18 protein-coding genes and 1 tRNA gene are annotated in these 21739 nt (G+C 55.7%); 9 read left to right on the plus strand and 10 right to left on the minus strand.

Translation table 11 applies throughout. The features are described from left to right. Complete coding sequence (locus ACR0MJ_RS09370; protein WP_170393963.1) at positions 1-1344, plus strand: S41 family peptidase; 1344 nt, start codon at positions 1-3, stop codon at positions 1342-1344. A 48-nt stretch (positions 1345-1392) separates the two neighbouring features. Here ACR0MJ_RS09370 and ACR0MJ_RS09375 read toward each other — a convergent pair whose 3' ends face one another. The 3 genes from ACR0MJ_RS09375 to ACR0MJ_RS09385 all read right to left on the minus strand — a co-directional run bounded on the left by ACR0MJ_RS09375 (position 1393) and on the right by ACR0MJ_RS09385 (position 4120). Continuing rightward, positions 1393-2919 carry an MFS transporter gene (locus tag ACR0MJ_RS09375; RefSeq protein ID WP_170646888.1) on the minus strand — a complete coding sequence of 509 codons (1527 nt, stop codon included), beginning with the start codon at positions 2917-2919 and terminating at the stop codon, positions 1393-1395. A gap of 63 nt (positions 2920-2982) precedes the next feature. Further along, positions 2983-3348 (minus strand): hypothetical protein, encoded by a 366-nt coding sequence (locus ACR0MJ_RS09380; RefSeq protein ID WP_480760790.1) that lies wholly within the window; start codon positions 3346-3348, stop codon positions 2983-2985. Positions 3349-3358: 10 nt separating this feature from the next. Continuing rightward, positions 3359-4120, minus strand: a complete 762-nt coding sequence (locus ACR0MJ_RS09385) for a DUF6478 family protein (protein WP_170562004.1) — start codon at positions 4118-4120, stop codon at positions 3359-3361. A gap of 233 nt (positions 4121-4353) precedes the next feature. Between ACR0MJ_RS09385 and ACR0MJ_RS09390 the strand changes: the two genes are divergently transcribed. The 4 genes from ACR0MJ_RS09390 to ACR0MJ_RS09405 are packed head-to-tail and all read left to right on the plus strand — an operon-like array spanning position 4354 to position 10601. Then, complete coding sequence (locus ACR0MJ_RS09390) at positions 4354-7449, plus strand: ABC transporter transmembrane domain-containing protein (RefSeq protein WP_480760792.1); 3096 nt, start codon at positions 4354-4356, stop codon at positions 7447-7449. Continuing rightward, positions 7439-8338, plus strand: a complete 900-nt coding sequence (locus ACR0MJ_RS09395; RefSeq protein WP_480760793.1) for a CPBP family intramembrane glutamic endopeptidase — start codon at positions 7439-7441, stop codon at positions 8336-8338. Before ACR0MJ_RS09390 ends, ACR0MJ_RS09395 begins: the two co-directional genes overlap by 11 nt. Before the next feature lie 59 nt (positions 8339-8397). After that, positions 8398-9330 (plus strand): acetyl-CoA carboxylase, carboxyltransferase subunit beta, encoded by a 933-nt coding sequence (accD, locus tag ACR0MJ_RS09400; RefSeq protein ID WP_170393952.1) that lies wholly within the window; start codon positions 8398-8400, stop codon positions 9328-9330. Then, entirely contained in the window at positions 9327-10601 is a 1275-nt protein-coding gene (locus tag ACR0MJ_RS09405) for a bifunctional folylpolyglutamate synthase/dihydrofolate synthase (protein ID WP_170635810.1), read from the plus strand. The genes accD and ACR0MJ_RS09405 overlap by 4 nt, the downstream gene beginning before the upstream one ends. A 43-nt stretch (positions 10602-10644) precedes the next feature. Here ACR0MJ_RS09405 and zapE read toward each other — a convergent pair whose 3' ends face one another. After that, positions 10645-11703, minus strand: a complete 1059-nt coding sequence (gene zapE, locus ACR0MJ_RS09410) for a cell division protein ZapE (RefSeq protein WP_170407266.1) — start codon at positions 11701-11703, stop codon at positions 10645-10647. Positions 11704-11851: 148 nt separating this feature from the next. Between zapE and ACR0MJ_RS09415 the strand changes: the two genes are divergently transcribed. Further along, positions 11852-13093 (plus strand): MFS transporter, encoded by a 1242-nt coding sequence (locus ACR0MJ_RS09415; protein WP_480760794.1) that lies wholly within the window; start codon positions 11852-11854, stop codon positions 13091-13093. A gap of 1 nt (position 13094) precedes the next feature. Here ACR0MJ_RS09415 and ACR0MJ_RS09420 read toward each other — a convergent pair whose 3' ends face one another. The 5 genes from ACR0MJ_RS09420 to ACR0MJ_RS09440 all read right to left on the minus strand — a co-directional run bounded on the left by ACR0MJ_RS09420 (position 13095) and on the right by ACR0MJ_RS09440 (position 17639). Then, positions 13095-13715 carry an HAD family hydrolase gene (locus ACR0MJ_RS09420; protein ID WP_480760795.1) on the minus strand — a complete coding sequence of 207 codons (621 nt, stop codon included), beginning with the start codon at positions 13713-13715 and terminating at the stop codon, positions 13095-13097. Positions 13716-13857: 142 nt separating this feature from the next. Further along, a complete protein-coding gene (locus ACR0MJ_RS09425; RefSeq protein ID WP_480760796.1) occupies positions 13858-14313 on the minus strand; it encodes a YaiI/YqxD family protein in 456 nt (151 codons plus the stop codon). Next, on the minus strand, positions 14310-15770 hold the full coding sequence (sthA, locus tag ACR0MJ_RS09430; protein WP_170407278.1) for a Si-specific NAD(P)(+) transhydrogenase: 1461 nt from the start codon (positions 15768-15770) through the stop codon (positions 14310-14312). Before sthA ends, ACR0MJ_RS09425 begins: the two co-directional genes overlap by 4 nt. 3 nt (positions 15771-15773) lie before the next feature. Next, positions 15774-16607 (minus strand): S-formylglutathione hydrolase, encoded by an 834-nt coding sequence (gene fghA, locus ACR0MJ_RS09435; protein ID WP_170422726.1) that lies wholly within the window; start codon positions 16605-16607, stop codon positions 15774-15776. 102 nt (positions 16608-16709) lie between these two features. Continuing rightward, complete coding sequence (locus tag ACR0MJ_RS09440; protein ID WP_480760797.1) at positions 16710-17639, minus strand: AEC family transporter; 930 nt, start codon at positions 17637-17639, stop codon at positions 16710-16712. Positions 17640-17800: 161 nt separating this feature from the next. On the opposite strand from ACR0MJ_RS09440, the gene ACR0MJ_RS09445 reads away from it, so the two are divergent. Then, positions 17801-18418, plus strand: coding sequence for a TetR/AcrR family transcriptional regulator (locus ACR0MJ_RS09445; RefSeq protein ID WP_170393933.1), 618 nt, complete (start codon positions 17801-17803; stop codon positions 18416-18418). Positions 18419-18468: 50 nt separating this feature from the next. Here the strand turns inward: ACR0MJ_RS09445 and ACR0MJ_RS09450 are convergent. Then, positions 18469-18553 (minus strand) — tRNA-Leu (locus ACR0MJ_RS09450). A 768-nt stretch (positions 18554-19321) separates the two neighbouring features. Between ACR0MJ_RS09450 and ACR0MJ_RS09455 the strand changes: the two genes are divergently transcribed. Further along, on the plus strand, positions 19322-19735 hold the full coding sequence (locus tag ACR0MJ_RS09455) for a hypothetical protein (protein WP_170393931.1): 414 nt from the start codon (positions 19322-19324) through the stop codon (positions 19733-19735). Between the two features lie 2 nt (positions 19736-19737). Next, positions 19738-21738 (plus strand): dynamin family protein, encoded by a 2001-nt coding sequence (locus tag ACR0MJ_RS09460; protein ID WP_170511876.1) that lies wholly within the window; start codon positions 19738-19740, stop codon positions 21736-21738. Position 21739 lies beyond the last annotated feature (1 nt).

The raw sequence follows: 21739 nt of genomic DNA on the forward strand, positions 1-21739 counted from the left end.
ATGAAGAAATTTGTGATGGCCGGACTGGCCGGCACCGTGGCAGGGATAGTCGCAACAACACAGATCGCAGGCCCTCTGCTTGCGCAAGAGGCCGAGAACAAGGCAAGCGTTTACGAACAACTTGATCTGTTCGGTGACATTTTCGAACGTATTCGCGCCCAGTATGTCGAAGAGGTAGAAACCGACGAGCTCATCGAGGCTGCGATTGACGGGATGCTGACCTCGCTAGACCCACATTCCAGCTACCTGTCGCCTGATGATGCCGAGCAGATGCGCGTGCAGACACGTGGCGAGTTTGGCGGGCTCGGTATCGAAGTCACGCAGGAAGAAGGCTTTGTCAAAGTTGTATCGCCCATCGATGACACCCCAGCGGATGCTGCTGGTATCGAAGCGGGCGATTTCATCACTCATGTGGATGGCGAGAGCATTTTGGGGCTGACGCTGGATAAAGCCGTGGACCTGATGCGCGGCCCGGTGGGATCGGAAATCGTGATCACAGTCGTGCGTGAAGGCGAGCAGGAGCCATTCGACGTAACGATCGTTCGCGACACGATCAAGCTGACCGCAGTTCGTGCACGTACCGAAGGTACAAGTGTCGTGTTGCGTGTCACGACCTTCAATGACCAAACCTATCCGAACCTTAAGGAAGGACTGGAAGAACAGATTGAAGAGGCCGGGGGCATCGAAAACGTCAATGGCATCGTTCTGGATCTGCGTAACAATCCCGGCGGGCTGTTGACTCAGGCCATTAAGGTCTCTGACGCGTTCCTGGATGAGGGCGAAATCGTCTCGACCCGGGGTCGCAATCTTGAAGATGGTGAGCGATTCAACGCAACACCCGGCGATCTGACCGGAGGCAAGCCCATCGTTGTGCTGATCAACGGTGGTTCGGCCTCGGCGTCGGAAATTGTCGCGGGCGCCTTGCAGGATCACAATCGCGCCATCGTGGTTGGCACTAAGAGCTTCGGCAAGGGATCGGTTCAGACGGTCATGCCGCTTCGGGGTGACGGGGCTATGCGTCTGACAACCTCTCGCTACTACACGCCCTCGGGTCGTTCGATTCAGGCGCTTGGCGTCAGCCCGGACATCATCGTCGAGCAACCGCGCAACAACCCGGTTGACGAGGAAGAGGAAGATACAAACACTCGCACCCGGTCCGAGGCCGATCTCCGCGGCAGCCTGAATAATGACAGCCTCAGCGAGGACGAGATTCGCCAGATCGAAGAAGATCGCGCCAAGGCCGAAGCCACGGCGGAGCTGCGGGAAGAGGATTATCAACTGGCCTATGCCATTGATATTCTCAAAGGCCTGTCCGCGTTCAATCCGACCGGGCCGTCACAATAAAGGGGAGGGGGGCCGCCATCTGCGGCCCTATACTCGCACCCTGAAGTGTTACCCTTCGACCTTGTGCAGTTTCTTCTCATCCAGCATCAGCGCCAAGACGATTCCAGCAGCGACTGAGATCGTGGCGAATACAAAAGCCATATTCATTCCGGTATCAAAGGCCGCCGCAATGGCGGCCTGAACCTTTTCAGTTTCACCTGAATTCAACTTTTCAAGCACTGCTTTTGCCGAGTCTGTGTTCAGCGTTCCACCATTGATCGCTTTCTGATCAGCGTCGGACATGTTGATGCCTGACGCGGTCAATCGGGTTTTCAGGCTGGACAGGCTTGTCACATACATGACCGCCGTCGCACAGGCGACCGCGATTGCCCCATAGACAAGATGGGTCATGAAACTCAGGCCGCCAACCAGTCCGGCGCGTTCCGGCTTGACCGCGCATACAGCGGCTGTTCCCGAAGGCCCGACCGTCAGCGTTGCGCCCAAACCAATCAGCGCCATTCCGGGCAGAATCTGAAAATATCCGGTCCCGGAAGGCATGATGACAACGCTTGCCGCCCCGACTGTGGCGCAAATATATCCCCAAAACAGCAGTCGCTTGGGCCCAAAATCGTTATACAGCGTACCCGAGACGATCGATCCGACCGCTAGCAACACCGTCAGCGGTGCCAAACCCAGCGCCGATTGGAACACAGACCATCCCAAGACTTTTTGCATATACTGCGGAAAATATAGCAGCCCGACAAAAGCTGCCGAGACGTTGAACATATTCAGACCCAAGGTAATCAGAAACTCTCGGTTCTGCATCAACTGAGGCATTAGCAAGGGTTCCTTGACCCTCTTTTCGACTTTCGGAAACAGGAAGAACAAAACGGCGCTGACAAAAAACAGCAGCAAAAGCGGCAGCGAAGTCCAGCCCCAATCGGCACCAACATCCAAACCGTAAAGCAAGAGCAAAACTGCAAAAGACAGGATGCCCATCCCGGCAAAGTCGATGTGTTCACCTTTCTTATGCTCGGTCTCACGCTCCATCAGCAGGATCGCAGTCGTCATCGAAATGCTGGAAAACACCACATTGGCGAGGAAAAACAACCGCCAATCACCCAGATTGACCACTGCGCCGCTAATCATCGGTCCAAAGACATTACCCGTGGTGACACCCGCCAGTATCAGCCCCATCACCAATGCGCGGTGTTCTTCTTTCGACACTTTGGTGGCTCCAAATGCCAGTGTGCAGGGCCACACGCATCCCGCCCCGATCCCCTGCAAGGCGCGTGCGCCGATCAGGTAGTCCAAACCGGGTGAGACAAAGCATAAAACCGACGCAAACAGAAAGATCGAAAGACCGATGATCATCATCTTGCGATGACCATACATGTCACCCAGGCGACCTCCGGCCACCATCGTCATTGCAAAGAACAGAGCGTAAATATTCAGAACCCACTGGGTGCTGGTGATGTCGGCGTCAAAGCTGTTTTCGATTGCCGGGACCAGCATCAGGGCACCGGTAAAATCGATCCCGATCCCGAAACCCGTCACCATCAGCGCGATGACCTTTATGATGCTGTTGCGATCCATAGGCCAATCCAATGATGCACGTATGGACCTGAAAAGATAGGGACAATCCTATCGGTACTGTGGTCAGGATTCGCTTTGAGATGCCTGAGAGCGGCGGAACGCGCGCTTTAACATTTCCAACTCGGCGCGCAACAAAGCGACTTCGGCCCTCAGATCATCTGCGGCGGGTGAACCGGCGATGATGGTGAAATCCCCCAGCTTATGGCCTGTTGTTCCATCGTGAATCACGACAGTATGGACACCTTCCGACAGGGCGGCGGGCGGCACTGGGATGCGCAAGGCCCAGCCATCTGTTGCTGGTTCCAACTCAACATCAGTCAAAGGCTCACCAAGAAACAGCACCTTGATCTGAGGGGGGCTTTCGCTGGTCAAATGGCCTTCCCACAGGCCATTTTCGAAGCGGATTGGTGTCAGGGTGGTATTAGACATTGAGTACCCTTTACAGATCAGCCCGGTGGTAACGGCAGAATGTCAGGTCACGAAACACCACACGGTTCATCGCGGGTTGATCAATGATCAGATCCAGCCAGAGTTTTTCAATTCGACGCTCATTCACGTTCAGATGGGCCAGATCAAAATCTACAGTCGCCGCAGGTGTTGAAAGATCAAGTTCGCGCAGAACCTGCTCGGTATTTGGGCCATGCTGAATGTTCAGGCGGGCGAAGACTACGGTAGAACGCTCGCACTCAACCAGAGTGTCGACCCGCATCAGATGCTGGCGGGACAGATTTATGGCGGCATCCGTGGGCAGATCAATGGAAAGCGACAGGAAAGATCCCTGAAAATCAAATACCTCAACGGCCAGACTGAAAGGCGCCAAATCCTTGTCTCGCCGATTTCGGATTTGCTGCAGCCCGATCTCGACCTGGCTGCAATCGTGAAACAGGATGACCTGCCCATCCATCCGCGCCTTGCGCGGGGCCGAGGCTATACCTTTGCGGATCAGTGGCGTCCGCCACAGGTCCGGTCGCCACGACCAATCCGTTCCCAGGGGTTTTGGAAACTGCGTCGCCCCAATCAAGGGTTGGATCAGTCGAGCATCAGCTTTTTGAATTGCTTGTTCAAGTTTGCCGCGCAACCGCCGGGCGTCATCACGTTGGCGGCGAAGCTCAGGCAGTGCGAGGTGGTCAGACTGCTGCGCGGCACGCTGCCAGCGCCCCAGAGCCTTTAGTTGAATATATCGATCCAGTAATCTGCCCATCGCCCCATCTTTCAAGACAGCCCCTCTTTAGTCAAAGTCGGGGCAGGGGACAAACCAGTCTTACTTGATTAGCGGATAAATCTTCCCGAATCCTAAATGTGAACTCCTATCCAGCTGGTTTCTGCGTCGCAAAGAGCCGCCATTCTTGCAATAGCTCGGGCCGAGGCTTACCGTCGTCGCTCGGGCAATCGGCATTTGTCCCGGATCATACAGGCTCATCATGAGGCAGGGGAATGGAACCCACCCTATTTTCATTCATTTGGAAGCATTCGAAAAAGCAGCAATTGGTCCTGCTGTTGCTGACCGTTCTGTCATTTCCGTTCCTTTACGCTTCGTTGGAGCTTCCTAAGCAGATCATCAACGACGCGATTGGTGCGCCCGCAGACACCGTGACAGTACTCGGCATCACCGTGACCCAGGTGCAGTACCTGCTGATTCTGTGCTTTGCCTTTTTGGCAACTGTCATCGCCAGTGGCGTGATGAAAATGCGCATCAATACCATGAAAGGCATTCTCGCTGAACGGATGTTGCGTCGCCTGCGCTTTACCTTGATCAGCCGCTCGATGCGCTTTCCCAAATCCTATTTCGCCACCACCAGCCAAGGTGAACTGGTATCGATGATCACGTCCGAGGCCGAACCCATGGGCGGGTTGATGGGAGATGCCATCGCGCAGCCCGTTTTTCAGTTCGGCCAGATGATGACGATCGTCACGTTTCTTTTCATGCAAAGCGTGTGGTTTGGTCTGGCCAGTATTGCATTGATCCCTTTGCAGGCCTGGCTGATTCCCAAATTGCAACGTCAGATCAACCTTTTGAACAAGGATCGCATTCAGGAGGTCCGGCGGCTGAGCTCTGAGATTGGCGAAAGTGCTGCTGGTATCAGCGATCTGCGCACCAATGGCGGCTGGCGCTATCGTCTGGCGCAATTCAGCCATCGGCTAGGAACCTTGTTCGATATCCGTTTTAAGATCTACAACAAGAAGTTCTTCATGAAGTTCCTCAACAATCTGATCACTCAGATGACACCCTTCCTGTTCTATTCAGTAGGCGGCTATCTGGCGATCACGGGCGAGGTGACAGTGGGCGCATTGGTCGCCGCGTTGGGTGCATATAAAGACCTCAGCGGCCCTTGGAAGGATCTTCTGACCTACTACAACCAAGTACAGGACATGTCACTACGCTGGGAAATTGTGACCGAACGGTTTGCCCCATCGAATATGATACCCGAACAGTTGTTTGAGGGCGTCCCCGAGGCAATCCCGCACCTAACCGGCGATATCGAACTGCGCAACGTGACCGTTCGTGATGATGACGGAAAGACCATCCTTGAGGATATTGATCTTACCATTCCCCAAGGCGCCCGGGTTGCGATTCAGTCGAAACACGCTTCGGAACGCAGTGCGCTTGCGCAGTTGCTGACGCGCGAAGTGCTCCCGGTTCAAGGCGAGGTTCTGATGGCTGGCCACAACCTCAACAGCCTGCATCAGGCGGTGATTGCGGCGCGGATCGGCTATGCCTATTCACGCCCTTACCTGTTCGACGGAACATTGGGTGATAACCTGCTAATGCCGCTGCGCACGCATCCTCAACACGAAAGTGGTGCATTGCAGGCCCCCTCACGCCGCCAGATCGAAGCCGTGCGCGCCGGGAACCCACCCGATTCACTGTCCGATGAATGGATAGATCCAAGCCTCGCGGGTCTTGATGACATCGAGGATATTCGCGATTGGTGGTTCCAGCTTGTCGAAGCGATGGGCATTGATGAATTTATGTTCCGGCGCACTTTGCGCTCTCAGTTCGACCCGGAAGTACACCCGGTGCTGGCGAAAGAAATAGTCGATCTGCGAGATACCGTTGCCACACGCCTGCAAGAGCGCGGTTTGGACAAGTATGTCTATCGGTTCGATCCTGACCAGTTCAATCCCGCCGTGCCCTTGGGCGGGAACCTGCTGTTCGCTTCACCGACGCATGATATCGCACCGGACATTCTGGCGGGGGACCACCGCTTTCTGTCGTTGCTTACGGGCAATGGCCTGGATGATGACGCGCTCAGCATCGCTCAGGCCGTTCTGGAAACCCTAAACCAGACTTTCGGGCGAGATGGGGCCGATCACCCGTTGTTCTTGCGGCTTGGCATGTCAAAAGACATGTACCACCGTCTGCTCGATATCGAAGAGCGCCGCAAAACCAAGGGCGAAGAAGCCATCGGCGATCAGGAACGTGCGCTGCTGTTGACCGTTCCATTCATGCTGACCGCTGAACAAATCGGCCCAAGTTTCCCTGAGGAGTACAAGGACAAAATCCTTTCCATTCGTCACAGTCAGGCCGAACGGCTGCGGGGCGCTATGGGTGCGATGTTCGTGCCGGTGTCACCGGACGTCTACGTTCCCCGCCTGACAGCAATGGAAAACGCTCTGTATGGTCGGGTATCCATCATGGCTGGTGCTCATGCAGAAGAGATCGAAGATCTGGTCGCGGAGGTTCTGAACGAGGCCGGGCTGCGCCGAAGGGCCGCCGCGATCATCTACGACCTGCCGTCCGGGTTAGGTGGGAACAACCTTCCGACAGTGTTTCAGGAGCGTGCTGCCTTTTCTCGTGCCGGGATCAAACGCCCCGATATCCTGATACTCGACAAGGCACTGGCCAGCCACGACTCTGAAAGCCGCCTGCGGACCCGTCTGAAGCTGCGCGAGTTATTACCCGACTCGATTATGATCTTTATGGAGGATCATTTTGCCCATCCGGAAGCCTATGATTTGTTTGTTGAGATAAAGGACGGTCGCATCGATGGTGTCTCACGCGTGTCCACCGATGCTGAAGACACCGGGACTGACGACCTGAGCCGGAAACTCAAGATCATTTCTTCGACCGAGTTGTTTTCACGAGTCGATGGGCGTAACCAGCGTCTTCTGGCGTTTTCGGCCCAATGGTACGAGGTCGCGGCAGGTCAAACCATTTTCGCACGTGGCCAGGCTCCCGATGCGGCGTATTTGTGTATTTCAGGTTCGGCAAGCCTGAATTGGCTGAATGAACACGGTGAAATGCGTTCGCTCTCGATAGTAGAACCCGGGCGCCTTATCGGCGATCTTGCGATTATCACCAATGAGCCGCGACAATTGGATTTGGTGGCCCTCACGGATTGCTCGTTCCTGCGGATCGGCGCGGAGGAATTGCGTGCTGTGATTGAAAGTGACGCGGGCGTTGCGATGAGGCTGCTTGAAACCGTGGCCGGATACCTGTCCACGGTGTCCGAGCGGTTGCGTGACCCCAACACTCCAATTGGGGATGACCTGCCTTCGGTAAGTGCTGAGCAATCCGATGAGCACTAATGAAAGGCGGGGGGCCTATTCAAGTCATCAGCAATTGCTAGGTGCCGCCCGCAGATATCCCGAGATATGGCGCTTGTTGGCTGGTCTTGCGCTGGTCTCAGTGGTTGTGGTCACGCTCAATGCAATCTTGTTCGCAATCGTTGCCAGTCTTGGCTCAACAGGGTCGGCGGTCACATTCTTGAATGGATCGTCGCCAACAGCGCTCCTTATTGTGCTCTCCAGCTTTATTTTTGTCACTATTGGCGTGGCGTTGGGGGCACGACTATTTCAGCACCGGTCACTTGCCTCGGTCCTGGGCGAACAATCCATCGCAATCTGGCAGTTTTGGCGCGTCGTTCGCGCATTGCTTCTGCTGGGTGCAGTCATATTCATACTCCCCCCCTATGACCTTGGTGCACCATTGGTGGCGAATCTCGCGTTAACCAAATGGCTTTTGCTGCTTCCCTTATCCGCTGTTGCGGTGCTGATTCAGACCAGCGCCGAGGAAATCCTGTTCCGAGGCTATATGCAACAGGGCCTGGCCGCGCGGTTTCGGTCTCCGCTGATCTGGATGGGTCTGCCATCAATCTTGTTCGCAGCTGGCCACTACAGCCCCGCGACGGTCGGAGACAATGCGGTCTTGATTGCCATCTGGGCGTTGACATTTGGGCTTTTGACCGCCGATTTGACCGCGCGAGCGGGCACGCTGGGCCCCGCCATTGCGCTGCATTTCTTCAATAACATCGCGGCTCTGCTTGTCATTTCGCTTCCCGACAACCTTGGTGGCCTGGCCTTGTTCCATCTTCCTTATGAGGCATCGGACGCCGAAGCGTTGCGACCTTGGTTGCTAGTCGACTTTGCGCTGATGATCGTGGGGTGGCTCACCGCAAGATTGGTCCTCAGGCGCTGATTGCATTTCCCGGCATTGCGTCTTATTTGACGTCAACGCCGCATTATCAAGGTTCCGACATGAACTGGATCACAAACTACGTCCGCCCCCGGATCAATTCGATCTTCTCGCGCCGCGAAGTGCCCGAAAACCTTTGGCACAAGTGTGATGAGTGTGGAACCATGCTGTTCCACCGCGAATTGGCGGAAAACCAGAATGTCTGCACCCAGTGCGACCATCACATGGCAATCACGCCGCGCGATCGGTTCCAACATCTGTTTGATGGCGGTATTTTTTCCGAGGTTGATGTCCCGGCACCGAAAGACGATCCCCTGCAGTTTCGGGATCAGAAAAAATACCCTGACCGCATGAAGGCGGCCCAGAAAAAGACCGGCGAGAAAGAAGCGATGCTGGTCGCCGTTGGCGAAATCGGCCGTACCCCGATCGTGGCTGCCGCGCAGGATTTTTCGTTCATGGGCGGATCGATGGGCATGTATGTAGGCAATGCCATCATTGCTGCAGCACAGGAGGCTGTTAGGCTACAGCGGCCCCTGATCCTGTTTTCGGCAGCCGGCGGCGCGCGGATGCAGGAAGGCATTCTGAGCCTGATGCAAATGCCGCGTACGACGGTCGCAGTGGAGATGCTCAAAGAAGCAAACCTGCCCTATATTGTAGTCCTGACCCACCCGACCACAGGCGGCGTTACAGCCTCGTACGCGATGCTGGGTGACGTTCATATTTCGGAACCCAATGCCCTGATCTGTTTCGCCGGACCCCGTGTGATCGAACAGACCATTCGTGAGAAACTGCCCGAAGGATTCCAGCGCGCTGAATATCTGCTGGATCACGGGATGCTCGACCGAGTGACCAAACGCACTGAGATGCGGGATGAGCTGATCACCATCACCCGAATGCTGATGAAGCAGCCCCCTGCGGTCAAAGGCGACCTTCCTGCGCCCGAGCCGGAAGAAGCCCCAACCGAGGCACCCACCGAGGACGCGGTCGAAAAATGACCTCCCCATCTTCGGATGCCATCCTAGACCGGATGATGGCGCTGCACCCCAAGATCATCGACCTGACCTTGGACAGGGTATGGCGTTTGCTGGCGGCACTAGACAATCCTCAGGTTAAGCTGCCTCCGGTCATTCATATCGCTGGAACCAATGGCAAGGGCTCGACCCAGGCCATGATCCGGGCGGGGCTTGAAGGGGCAGGGCATGCGGTCCATGCTTATACCTCACCTCATCTGGCCCGGTTTCACGAGCGAATCCGACTGGCAGGTGAGCTGATTTCCGAACCCGACCTTACCGCCGTGTTGGATGAGTGTTACGCCGCAAATGGCGGTGAGAACATCACCTATTTTGAAATCACCACCTGCGCCGCGCTGCTGGCATTTTCCCGCACCAAAGCTGACTATACGCTGCTCGAAGTCGGGCTGGGCGGGCGGCTGGACGCCACCAACGTGATCGAACGGCCCGAGTTGACGGTCATCACCCCCGTCTCGATCGACCATGAGCAGTTCCTGGGCGACACTTTGGGCAAGATCGCCGCTGAAAAAGCCGGAATCATCAAACCGGGCGTTCCCTGCATCGTCGGCCCGCAGCAGGATGAGGCGCTGGAAGTCATCGAATATACCGCAGCCCGTCTGGGCGCTCCGCTAATGGTCCACGGGCAGCACTGGCATGTTCATACTGAGAACGGTCGCCTTATTTATCAGGACGAAACCGGTTTGCGCGATCTGCCTATGCCAAACCTACTGGGTGCTCATCAGATCGAAAATGCAGGCGCGGCGTTGGCTGCGTTGCGCCACCTGCAAATGGGCGATGATGCCTACGAGGCCGCTGTGGCCAAGGCCGAATGGCCCGCGCGTATGCAGCGGCTAAAAATCGGTCCTCTGGTTGAGCAGGCCCCTCAAGCTGAGTTGTGGTTGGATGGTGGTCACAACGCGGCTGCAGGCACTGCTTTGGCCGAGGTTTTAGCGTCACTACCAGAACGTCCCACGCATTTGATTTGTGGTATGCTGAATACCAAAGATGTCACCGGTTATCTCGCGCCATTGGCCCAAAGGGCAGACAGCCTGACGGCCGTATCGATCCCGGGTGAGCAGAATACGCTGAGCGCGGACGAAACCGCCGCCGCTGCTGCTAAGGTGAATCTGGCCGCCACAACAGCAGACAGCGTCACAGACGCGCTCGCCGCAATCACCGCTCAAACCCCTGATGCACGCATTCTGATCTGCGGGTCGCTTTATCTTGCGGGAAACATCCTTAGAGAAAACGCCTGATCCTCCGCCTGATGAAAAAGATCCTGCGCCAGGGCAGCACCCCCTATCTGCCCCAATCCTTGTCTTGCATCTCCCGCAGGCGCGAGGCCGTACGCTCAAACTCAAAAGTTCCTTCTCCTTCGACATAGAGCATCTCGGGCTCGGCAGCGGCGGAACAAATCAGCCGAACTTTCGCCTCATAAAGCGCATCGATCAGGGTGACGAAGCGCTTGGCCTCATTGAAATTATTGCGTGACAAACGCGGGATATCTTCAAGAACCAGTACCTTCAGCGCTTCTGCGATGGCCAGGTAGTCTCCCGGACCCAACATTCGTCCGCAGAGGTCATAAAACGAGGCCCGTGCAACGCCGTTGCGAAAGGCGGGCAGGACAACTTCGCGACCCTTCACCTGAAGGGCCAGCTCTTCTGCCGGTCCACCCGACAGATCATTCCAAACCCCACGAATCTTCTCCCGCGCTTCGGGCCCAATGGGGGTGAAGTAAACCGGCGAGCCTTCAAGTCGGTTCTGCCGGTAATCCGTGGGTGAAACCAACTCCCACACTTCCAGTTGCTCTTTTATGTGCTGTATGAAAGGCAGAAAAAGCTGCCGGTTCAACCCATCCTTATATAGATCATCCGGATGTCTGTTCGAAGTCGTAACGATAACGACACCACCCTTGTAGAGCAGATCAAACAACCGCCCCACGATCATCGCGTCGGTGATATCGATGATCTGCATCTCATCAAAGGCCAGCACCCGCGCCGATTTGATGACTGCATCGGCCACAGGGACCAGCGCGTCCTCAACGCCGTCTTCACGCGCCTTGTGCAGACCGGAATGGATTTCCTGCATGAACGCATGAAAATGCACCCGTCGAACTGGGATTTCACCCAATGTCTCGACAAACATGTCCATCAACATCGACTTGCCGCGCCCAACACCTCCCCAAAGATACAAACCCTTGGGTGGCGGCGGCGCTTTGCGGAAAAATCCACGCTTAACCGGTTCGGCCAAGGCTGCCCGAATGCGCTCAAACCGGGGCAGCACAGCCTCTTGCGCGTCGTCCCGGGTCAGTGTCCCATCAGCAATAAGATCTTCATAGTGTGAAATTAGATCCGTCATGAGTTGAGCCATACCGATCGCTTCGTGTGTTGAAAAGAAACCTTTTTTCCAGACACATCAATTTTGCTGAACTGGCGTCACAAAACTCCTGAATTGACGCGCCGAGTTGTACCGCTAACGTCTGCTGGAACCAATCTTCGGAGCCTTAATGTCGCAATCCACCCGTTTGCTGAACCCGATCCTGATCGTCGGCTGCATCGTAATTACAGTCAGTTTTGCCGTACGCGCCTCTTTTGGTGTGTTCCAGATACCGATTGCGGATGAGTTCGGCTGGCTACGCAGCGATTTTTCGATGGCGATCGCCATACAAAACCTGGCTTGGGGGATCGGCCAGCCGATCTTTGGCGCCATTGCGGAAAAGATAGGTGATCGGCGCGCCATCGTTCTGGGCGCTCTGACCTATACGGCGGGAATGGTCCTGACGGCATGGTCCGTTACCCCGTTTGAACATCAGATGTATGCCTGGCTCGTGGGTTTCGGGATCGCTGGGACGGGGTTTGGCGTGGTCCTTGCGGTCGTAGGTCGTGCCTCATCGGATGCGAACCGCTCGATGTCATTGGCGATTGTCACCGCAGCGGGCAGTTTCGGGCAAGTCATTGGCGCACCCACAGCAGAGTGGTTGCTGACTTTCTTACCCTGGCAACAAGTGTTTCTGATCTTTGCGGTGGCTATCCTTGCATTGATCCTGACATTGCCATTCATGCGCGCGCCTCAGCCCGTCAGCAGGACGGAGCTAGAAGAGAGTATGGGGCAGAACCTGTCCAAGGCATTCCGCGACCCGTCTTATTCGCTGATTGCGATCGGCTTTTTCAGTTGCGGCTATCAACTGGGCTTTGTCACAGCCCATTTCCCTGCCTTCGTCACCGAGATGTGCGGCCCGATCCAACCCGGAGGCGTCTTACATTCGATGGGGATCACCACAACTTCAGCCTTGGGGGCGATTGCGATTTCGTTGATAGGGTTGGCCAATATCGGCGGAACCCTTTTGGCCGGATGGGCTGGAAATCACTTTCCGAAGAAGTACCTGCTCGCGGCGGTTTACACCGGCCGAACGCTTGCCGCAGGTGCCTTCATCGTGTTCCCAATCACGCCCTTGTCCGTGATCGCATTCTCGCTTGTGATGGGGTCGCTCTGGTTGGCGACCGTACCGTTAACATCTGGCCTTGTCGCACATCTCTATGGCCTGCGGTACATGGGCACGCTCTACGGGATCGTATTCCTGAGCCATCAGATCGGCAGTTTTCTGGGCATCTGGTTAGGCGGGCGCATGTACGACCAATTCGGTGATTACACCATGGTTTGGTGGATCGGCGTCGCAATCGGAGCATTCAGCGCCATCATTCACCTGCCCATCCGCGAAAACCGATCACCAACCAGCGTGACAGCCTGAGCTATGCGGCCTCTTCAGCGGTCAGCAGCCCCTCAGAAACCAATCGATCCGCCCAACCCTGCGGATCGATGAAGTGGTGCGTTTGCCATCCGCGCGCCCTTGCTGTTTCGATATTCTCGATCCTGTCATCTGCAAACAAAAGCGCCGAGGGAGGGATGCCGCAATCGGCCTCAACCATTTCGTAAATTGGCATATGAGGTTTGACCGTCTTCATCCGACCCGAGACGTATTGACGATCAAACTCATTCAGAAACGGATAAACGGTAGTGGCATAGTCAAAATTCTGAACCCCAAAATTGGTCAGCGCAAAGACTGGGACCTTCTTCCCTCGCAACGCGCGCAGCAGTCGCGCTGAATGTGGGATCTCGGGCGCGGCCAGTTCGATCCATTTGTCATGCCACATCCGGATTTCATCGCGCCAATCCGGGTACTTGTCCGCCCATTTGTAAATAGTATCCGTAAAATGATGGCCCTGATCCACCAGATCATTCATCCCATGCAGATCGACCTCGTCAAACATGGCGCGACGACGATCCTCGCCGATTACCCGATCATAATAGCGCTCGGGCTGCCACTCGATCAGCACATTTCCGATGTCAAAGATGACGGCTTCAACGGCCATGACTTAATCCCATACCAGTTCAATCACCACCGACTGAACCAAGCGCAGGTCAGAGATGCAAGCGCCAACCGCAGCGCGGCACGCGCTGCCCAGCCCAACGGAAGGATATGCATCTTTGATGTGTCTCTGACCGGCGGGAGCACTACCTGCGAAGGGCAGCGCGTATCTCGCGCTCAAGCGCATCTAGAAAACGCGACCGGTCGGCTTTGCTAAATGGTTTTCCCCCGCCACCTGTCCCCAGCGGGTTTGCCGCGCGAAGGTCTGCCATCAGATCGCGCATTGCCAATTGCTGACCGATATTGGCCGCAGTGAAAGCCTCACCACTGGGCCGAAGCACGCGTGCTTCGGCTTCAATACACTTGGCGGCCAGCGGTATATCAGAGGTAACGACAATATCGCCGGTGCCGCAGCGTTCGGCAATCCACTTATCCGCCTCATCTGCTCCCGAGGCGACGATCACTACCTGCACCAACGGGTTGGTAGAGGGGCGTAGCCCTCCGTTTGAGACCAGAACCATCGGCACCTTGTGCCGGGTTGCCACCCGTTCAGCCTCGGCTTTGACCGGGCAGGCATCCCCGTCGATGTATAGCGTCGTCACGCCTCTTTGACCTTTGGGGCTGACTTCGCCTTTGGCGTCGATTTGCGCACCTTGAATTCGTCCGGAATGGGCATCCGGTTAAAGGCATCCAGCCCCGCGATTTTGTAAGCTTCGGCAAGGGTCGGATAGTTGAACGTGTTCTGCACGAAGTAGTCCACCGTGCCTTTCAGGTTCAGCACCGCCTGCGCAATATGGATCAGCTCGGTTGCCCCTTCGCCAACGATTTGCACACCTAGAACCCGCCGGGTCTTGAGCGAAAACAGCATTTTCAGCATGCCGTGCTCCAACCCCATGATGTGCCCGCGTGAGGTTTCGCGGAAACGGGCCACGCCCACTTCGTAGGGAATACCACGCTCCTGCAGTTCTTCCTCGGACATCCCGCAGGTTGAGATTTCGGGGACCGAATAGATCCCATACGGATACCAGGGGCTTTCCGGCAGGGTTGGAGTCTCCAGCGCATGACAGGCCGCGACCCGCCCTTGTTGCAACGAAGTTGAGGCCAACGACGGATGCCCGATGACGTCTCCGGTGGCATAGATATGCGGCGCCGAGGTCTGATAGGTCTTGCGGTCCACACTGATACGATCGCGATGATCCGTTTCAATGCCAACCGTATCCAGGTTCAGCGCCGAGGTTGCCCCCATCCGCCCGGCTGCAAACAGCAGCATCTCGGCCCGGACGTGCCGCCCATTGTCCAGCGTGATCTCAACATGGCTACTGGCGTCTTCTATTTTCTCGACGGCTGCACCCAACCGCAGATCGACGCCATTTTCACGGATCTGATGTGTGAAATCGTGGATCAGTGTCTTGTCGATGAAATCCAGAAACGTCTCGCGCGGTTCGATCAACGTCACCCGGACATCAAGCGCCGAGAACATTGTTGCATATTCAACGCCGATCACGCCCGCACCGATCACGCAGAGCGAACGCGGGATTTCCTCCATCTCAAGGAAATCATCCCCATCGACGACAGTTTTGCCATTGAAAGGCACGTAATCTGGCCGGTAGGTCTTGGTGCCGGTGGCGATCAGGAATTTGGCTGCTGTCAGACGCGTGGATTCGCCTGCATCCGTAGCCACCTCGATCTCGTGTGGCCCCGTGAACGTCGCCAACCCGTTCAGCGTTTCAACATGGTTGCGGTTGAACTGATGCTCAAGCACATCGACCTCGTGATCGAGTGTCATGTGCAGCCGTGCTTTCAGATCCTCTGCGCTGATCTGATCCTTGACCCGGTAAGAACGCCCGTAAAAACTGCGCTCGCGCCAGCCTGACAGGTTCAGCACCGTCTCTCGCAAGGTTTTCGATGGGATCGTGCCGGTATGAACCGAAACGCCACCAAAACGGTCTTTGCGGTCAATCACCAGCACCCGGCGTTGCAATTTGCCTGCCTGAATCGCCGCTGCCCGGCCTGAAGGGCCCGAGCCGATGATGATCAGGTCATAGTCATATTTGCTCATGCCTCAGTCCCCATACAGCGCTTCGGCGTGGAAGGTGATGTGATCCTCCATAAAGGTGGACACGAAATAGTAGGAATGGTCATAGCCGGGCTGCAGTCGGTAAGTGGCCTGCTGGCGACGCTCGGCAATTGCCTGCGCCAGTGCCTCCGGGCGCAACAGATCCATAAACTGATCGTTTGCACCGGTGTCGATCAGGATCGGTCCGTCAAAGCCTGTGCTTTTCATCATCGCCGACGCGTCATGCTTGGCCCATGCGGTCTCATCATCGCCCAGATACGCGCTGAGTTGCTTGCGGCCCCAATCCGCCCCCATGGGGTTCGAGATCGGCGAGAAGGCCGAAACAGAGCGGTAACGCCCGGGCAGGTTCATCGCCAGCGTCAATGCGCCATGCCCACCCATCGAATGTCCTGTGATGGCCTGACGATCAGGATCAATCGCAAAGTTCTTGGCCAGAAGGGCCGGCAACTCTTCGGCAACATAATCCCACATGTTGAAGTGAGGCGTCCAAGGGCCTTGCGTGGCATTGACATAGAACCCTGCACCTTGGCCAAGGTCATAGTCCTCGTGATCCGCCACACCTTCGCCGCGTGGCGAGGTATCGGGGAATACCAGAGCAATGCCTTGTTCGGCCGCCCAGCCCTGGGCACCCGCCTTCGTCATGGCATTTTCATGGGTGCAGGTCAGGCCCGACAGGTACCACAGAACAGGAACGGGGCCGTCCTTGGCTTCGGCTGGAAGAAACAGGCCAAATGTCATATCACACTTGCAGGCCGAGGAAGCATGGCGATAAACGCCCTGCACACCACCAAAACAGGCATTTTCCGAAAGGGTTTCCATCAAGCTGATCCTTACGTTGTTTCCGGGCCATGGCTACCGGTCTGCAGCGTCGGCGTAAAGTGCAGCCACCTCTGGAAAGCTCATTTTTCGAAAAGGTGAAGATCAGAATCCGCTGACCCATCCTATCGCCAGCGGGACGGTCAGAATGCTGGCGATGGTAGATAACAGGATGGCAGCAGATGCCCGTTGCGGGGCCACACCGTAGTGCGCGGCCAGCATGTAAACATTGCCTGCAACTGGTAAAGACGCCGCCGCGATTGCGACCATCGCAGGGAATGAGGCAACCGGGATCAGCCAAATCACCATAAGTGCCACGAAAAACGGATGCAGCACCAGTTTGCAAAAACTCAACCAGCCCGCGATCTGGATGCGCTCGGCCGATTTGTCTGCCAGTGACGCCCCGATGGCAAACAGCGCCCCCGGCGTAGCCGCACCGCCCAGAATTGTCAGAAAATCATTAAGCGGGGCTGGTACAGGCACCTCTAACGCAGACCAGATCAATCCGGCGGAGATTGACAAGATCATGGGGTTTCTCAGCAGGCCAATCCCGATCAGGCGCATCATCCCCAGGCTGAGCCGACCATCGCGGCCACCGTTGATCAGGATCACGATCAATGAGGAAAACACAACCAGATCAACTGTCAGCACCAACATCACTGGACCTATGGCAGCTTCGGAGAATAAAAGCGCAAGCATGGGCAGGCCCAGAAACCCAACATTGCCAATAGCAGCACATTGCGCCTCGACCGCGGCGGTGGGGATGTCCAGCCCTCGGAGATAAGCGATAGCCGTCGCCAGCGCATAGACGCCAGCAGTGCCGATCAGATACCCGATCACCAGCCGACCGTTGAAAATTTCGGCAAAGGGCAGGGTGGCGGCAAACCGGAATAGCATAGCCGACAAAGCAAAGAAAAACACGAACTTGGTTAGATATGCTGTCGCCTCGGGAGGGAAAAACCGGCTGCGTCCGGCCCAGAACCCCAGGCCGATGATTGCGAAAAAGGGGAGAGTGCGCAGAAATATCTCGACCATGGCAACGTGTTAACATGGCTGGTCAGGCTCGCAAGGTTGACGCAAGGTCGGCGGTACGATTGAAGCCGTAACGTTGTGCCAAAACCGCTATCGGAGTGAAAAGCGTTGAAACTGAACCGAACGGTTTATAGTGTTGCAGGATATCGCAATCCGGAGACACCATGACCCAAGCCGCCACCATCCTGCGTACAGGCCGTAAATTCGACCAGGTGTTACGTGGGGCCCGAGAGGTTTTCATGGCGGATGGGTTTGAAGGTGCAAGCGTCGATGACATCGCGCGTGCGGCGGGTGTTTCGAAGGCAACGCTATACAGCTATTTCCCCGACAAGCGACTGTTGTTCACCGAGGTTGCCCAGACCGAATGTCGCCTGATGTCTGAACGCATCCTTTCGATGATCGATGAGACCAAGCCAGCCCGCGAGGTGCTGACGATAGCAGCCACTCAGCTTACGGCTTTTCTCGTCTCGGACTTCGCGCAGCAAGTCTTTCGCATATGTGTGGCCGAGCGCGACCGATTCCCCGAGCTTGGTAAAGCGTTTTATGAAGCAGGACCGAAGAACGGCCAACGCCAGATGGCCGAATATCTGACCAAGGCGGTTGGTAAAGGTGAGTTGGCGGTTGAAGACGTCAACATCGCGGCCGAGCAGTTTTCTGAACTGTGCAAAGTCCGACTATGGGGCCGCGCGGCGTTCGGTATCCAAAATCGATTTGACCAGAACGAAATCGACGAGGTCGCATTGCAGGCCGTCGACATGTTTATGGCCCGCTACGGCGTTTGAACTGCGTAAGTTCGCCAGCGATAAGTCACATTGATGGTAAGAAGTCGTGTTGGTGCGGGTGGAGGGACTTGAACCCCCACGCCTTGCGGCGCCAGAACCTAAATCTGGTGCGTCTACCAATTTCGCCACACCCGCAACCCGATGCCGAAGCACCGCGACGACGCGCTGAATAGCAAAGCTTTTGAATGAGTGCGAGAGGTAAAATCAAGCGAGAGGGCAGTTTATTATCGTCTCGCTGGAAACAATCTTTTGCCCAAGTAAGTTTAACCAGAACTCGCATGTGCCAAATGTTAAAGAACGTGCCTTGGACAGTGAGAATGCGGTTTGGCCAGTCTTTTCAGCACGAACAGTGCTCAGGTGCTGGTTTTGGTTGTAGTTTCACCTGTGTGAAGGCCCGTTTTCTGGTCCTTCTTTTTGTTTCCATTTAGCGAACATTTATCGCAATTTTTCTCTTTATCTTAAACTCGCATACGTTGAGTCGCTCAGAGATTACTTTGTGTGGGGCACATTTCAAAAAAGTGTAACTTGAGGTGAGTGGTTTCGTATCGAATTTCAATCAGAGGTTCCTTCGATCACAGAAATAGAAATTATTTCTATATATTTCAAAAAATTAAGAAGCAGCGTGTAAATCCTTGACGCGACGGAACCTCGGACTTTTTAACAAGCAATCAAAGCCATAAAAACTTGGGCAACTCGTCAACGTGGTGGCTTACACTCTCATAGGTTGAGGTTTTTCCATGAGACGCCATCATAATTGTGCCACATTTCAAACGCCAAAATATCCTATTCGCGTCAAAATAACACCGCGGTAATCGTAATTGATTGGGCGCAGGAGTTAATGAGTCTTTTTGCCTTCTGGCACCGTGCGAGTTTCTGCTCAACTCCAGAACAAGGGTCTCTGTCGTGACCAACCAGATCAAATCCGTTGCTTCCGAGCAAGACGCTGTCAGCCTTGCGCGTGAAAGCTTTATTGGCGAACTGAAAACCCTGAACCGTCAGCACCCTGGCACAGGATTCGGCGTCGCTCTCCGTACGCATTCGGGCAATCGCTACTTGCTGGCTAATGCCCGCATGCCGCTGCCTGCCAACAAAACAGATGATTTTCCGACCGGACGCCGTGTGGCTTGTTTGGAAAATGGTGAAGGCTTCAGTTCAATCGAAGTTCTGGCTGATTCTTTCGCATATGAATCGATTTCACCGCGAACCGAGGCCGCAATCCTCGGCAACGCGCTGGACCTGATCGCACGAATCGACACGCTTGCAAGCCTGCCTGACGGGGCAGGGAACCACATCGCTGCAACTGGTACCGGAGGCTGACCATGGCGCGTAACGACCACCTTCTGTCTGTCGGAAACGAGTCCCTGTCTGAGATGACAGAGGCAATGACCTCGTTGACGACACAGATCGACCAACTGACAGAGGTGGCGGATGCGCGGTCTTCCGCACGGCTGGCTGCGCTCAAGACCAAAATGGAGAATTTCACCGCCAGTGTCACGATGGTCGGGCAGGTGAAGGCCGGCAAATCCTCTATCGTGAACATATTGGCCGGGCGGCCAAATCTTTTGCCTTCGGATGTGAACCCGTGGACCTCGGTGGTTACAACGCTGAACATCAACACCCGCACAGAAGGCGACACCCGTTCCAAATTCACATTCTTCGAGCAGGAAGAATGGGACAATCTGATGGTTGGCGGCGGTCGTCTGGGCGAGTTGGCCAATCGAGCCGGTGCCGATGATGAGATGGACGATATTCGCCGTCAAATCGGCGAGATGAAGGCCAAATCAGAAGAGCGGCTTGGGAAGCACTTTGACCTGATTCTCGGTCAGAGCCACCAGTATGATTATTTCGACGATGAACTGATTCAGCGGTATGTCTGCCTCGGGGATGAGGATGACCCGGACATCGACCCCAAGACGGGTCGTTTCGCCGATGTGACTAAATCGGCCGAGCTGTTCATGGATATCCCGCAATATCCGATCTCGCTCAAGCTCTGCGATACCCCAGGTGTGAACGATACCTTTATGGTGCGCGAACAAATCACCCTACGCAGCCTGCGTGGATCAGAGGTGTGTGTTGTTGTTTTGGCTGCCAGCCAGGCGCTGACTACGATGGACATGGCACTAATGCGGATCATCGCGCAGTTCGAGAACCGCCAGATCATCCTGTTCGTGAACCGCATCGATGAATTGTCAGACCCGGTCAATCAAGTGCCTGAGATACGTGATCGTATTCAAGACACACTGAAACAGAACAACATAGACGCCAACACCAGCGTTGTTTTTGGCAGCGCTCTGTGGGCCGAGGCTGCGCTAACCGGAAACCCGGACATTCTAACTGAGGAATCGCGCGAGGCGTTGAACACCTTCTATCTGGCGGCTGGATTTGGCGATCAGGCTGCATCGCTGGATAAGATCTGGGCGCTATCAGGATTGCCTGATCTGCTGCTCGCCATGAATGAGCGTATCGCTGAGGGTGCAGGAACGCGTCTTTTGGATCGCGTTCGCCATCGGGCGCGCAACATCGCCAGCCAAATCCGGGCTACTGCAGTGGCCAAGACGCTGTCAAACTCCGACGGTATCGTTCGGGATCTGGACGGTGCGTCGCCCGAAGAAGCGATCGCAAAGGTTTCGGCTGAGTACGAAAAGAAAGCCTCGGAACTGACAACCAAGCTTCGCGACAAGGTATTAGAGCGACTTGCGTCTGCGGAAGCAAATTTTGTCAAACGTGCGACGGATTCTCTGATCTCACATCTGGAACAGAATGGTGAGCAGGGTACATGGCAATATGATCCGGCAGGTCTGCGCACCTTGCAGAAGGCGGCATATTTCAGCTTTGCCCGATCCATGCGTAAGGATGCCGGTGCTCTGTATTCGGCTGCTGCAGCGGATGTCGAGGCACTGTATCAGAAGCTGCTGGGCAACCACTTGGGTGAATTCAACATCGAAGCCCCGATCGTGCCGCGTGTACCCCCGCCATTAGGGATTGGCCGCACAATCGCACTGGACCTGCAGAGCACATGGTGGCGACGTTGGTGGCAACGCCGCAAAGGGTTCGAAGCCTATGCCGCAGATTATACGCGACTGATCGCGTCCGAGGCAAACTCGATCACCAAAGACATCGAGGAAAACCAGATCGCCGCCGTACTAGAGAACGTGCGGGCCGCGCTGACAGACTTTATTGCCGAACAGAAAGACACGCTGCTCAGCATCTCGCAATCGCCTGAAAGGGCTGCGGCCCAGATGGCCGAGCAGAAGCCGCAGAAATCACGTGACGATATTCTGGGCGATATCCTGAAAGACCTTAGTAACGAAGCAGCATAAG

Source organism: Ruegeria sp. C6 (genome assembly GCF_056537625.1).

What these genes read in the sequence shown, in the direction of transcription:
- accD (WP_170393952.1), top strand. Translation starts at nt 8,398, where the DNA reads ATGAACTGGATCACAAACTACGTCCGCCCCCGGATCAATTCGATCTTC.
- fghA (WP_170422726.1), bottom strand. Translation starts at nt 16,607, where the DNA reads ATGGAAACCCTTTCGGAAAATGCCTGTTTTGGTGGTGTGCAGGGCGTT.
- ACR0MJ_RS09415 (WP_480760794.1), top strand. Translation starts at nt 11,852, where the DNA reads ATGTCGCAATCCACCCGTTTGCTGAACCCGATCCTGATCGTCGGCTGC.
- ACR0MJ_RS09390 (WP_480760792.1), top strand. Translation starts at nt 4,354, where the DNA reads ATGGAACCCACCCTATTTTCATTCATTTGGAAGCATTCGAAAAAGCAG.
- zapE (WP_170407266.1), bottom strand. Translation starts at nt 11,703, where the DNA reads ATGACGGATCTAATTTCACACTATGAAGATCTTATTGCTGATGGGACA.
- sthA (WP_170407278.1), bottom strand. Translation starts at nt 15,770, where the DNA reads ATGAGCAAATATGACTATGACCTGATCATCATCGGCTCGGGCCCTTCA.
- ACR0MJ_RS09405 (WP_170635810.1), top strand. Translation starts at nt 9,327, where the DNA reads ATGACCTCCCCATCTTCGGATGCCATCCTAGACCGGATGATGGCGCTG.
- ACR0MJ_RS09375 (WP_170646888.1), bottom strand. Translation starts at nt 2,919, where the DNA reads ATGGATCGCAACAGCATCATAAAGGTCATCGCGCTGATGGTGACGGGT.
- ACR0MJ_RS09445 (WP_170393933.1), top strand. Translation starts at nt 17,801, where the DNA reads ATGACCCAAGCCGCCACCATCCTGCGTACAGGCCGTAAATTCGACCAG.
- ACR0MJ_RS09460 (WP_170511876.1), top strand. Translation starts at nt 19,738, where the DNA reads ATGGCGCGTAACGACCACCTTCTGTCTGTCGGAAACGAGTCCCTGTCT.
- ACR0MJ_RS09440 (WP_480760797.1), bottom strand. Translation starts at nt 17,639, where the DNA reads ATGGTCGAGATATTTCTGCGCACTCTCCCCTTTTTCGCAATCATCGGC.
- ACR0MJ_RS09380 (WP_480760790.1), bottom strand. Translation starts at nt 3,348, where the DNA reads ATGTCTAATACCACCCTGACACCAATCCGCTTCGAAAATGGCCTGTGG.
- ACR0MJ_RS09395 (WP_480760793.1), top strand. Translation starts at nt 7,439, where the DNA reads ATGAGCACTAATGAAAGGCGGGGGGCCTATTCAAGTCATCAGCAATTG.
- ACR0MJ_RS09385 (WP_170562004.1), bottom strand. Translation starts at nt 4,120, where the DNA reads ATGGGCAGATTACTGGATCGATATATTCAACTAAAGGCTCTGGGGCGC.
- ACR0MJ_RS09420 (WP_480760795.1), bottom strand. Translation starts at nt 13,715, where the DNA reads ATGGCCGTTGAAGCCGTCATCTTTGACATCGGAAATGTGCTGATCGAG.
- ACR0MJ_RS09370 (WP_170393963.1), top strand. Translation starts at nt 1, where the DNA reads ATGAAGAAATTTGTGATGGCCGGACTGGCCGGCACCGTGGCAGGGATA.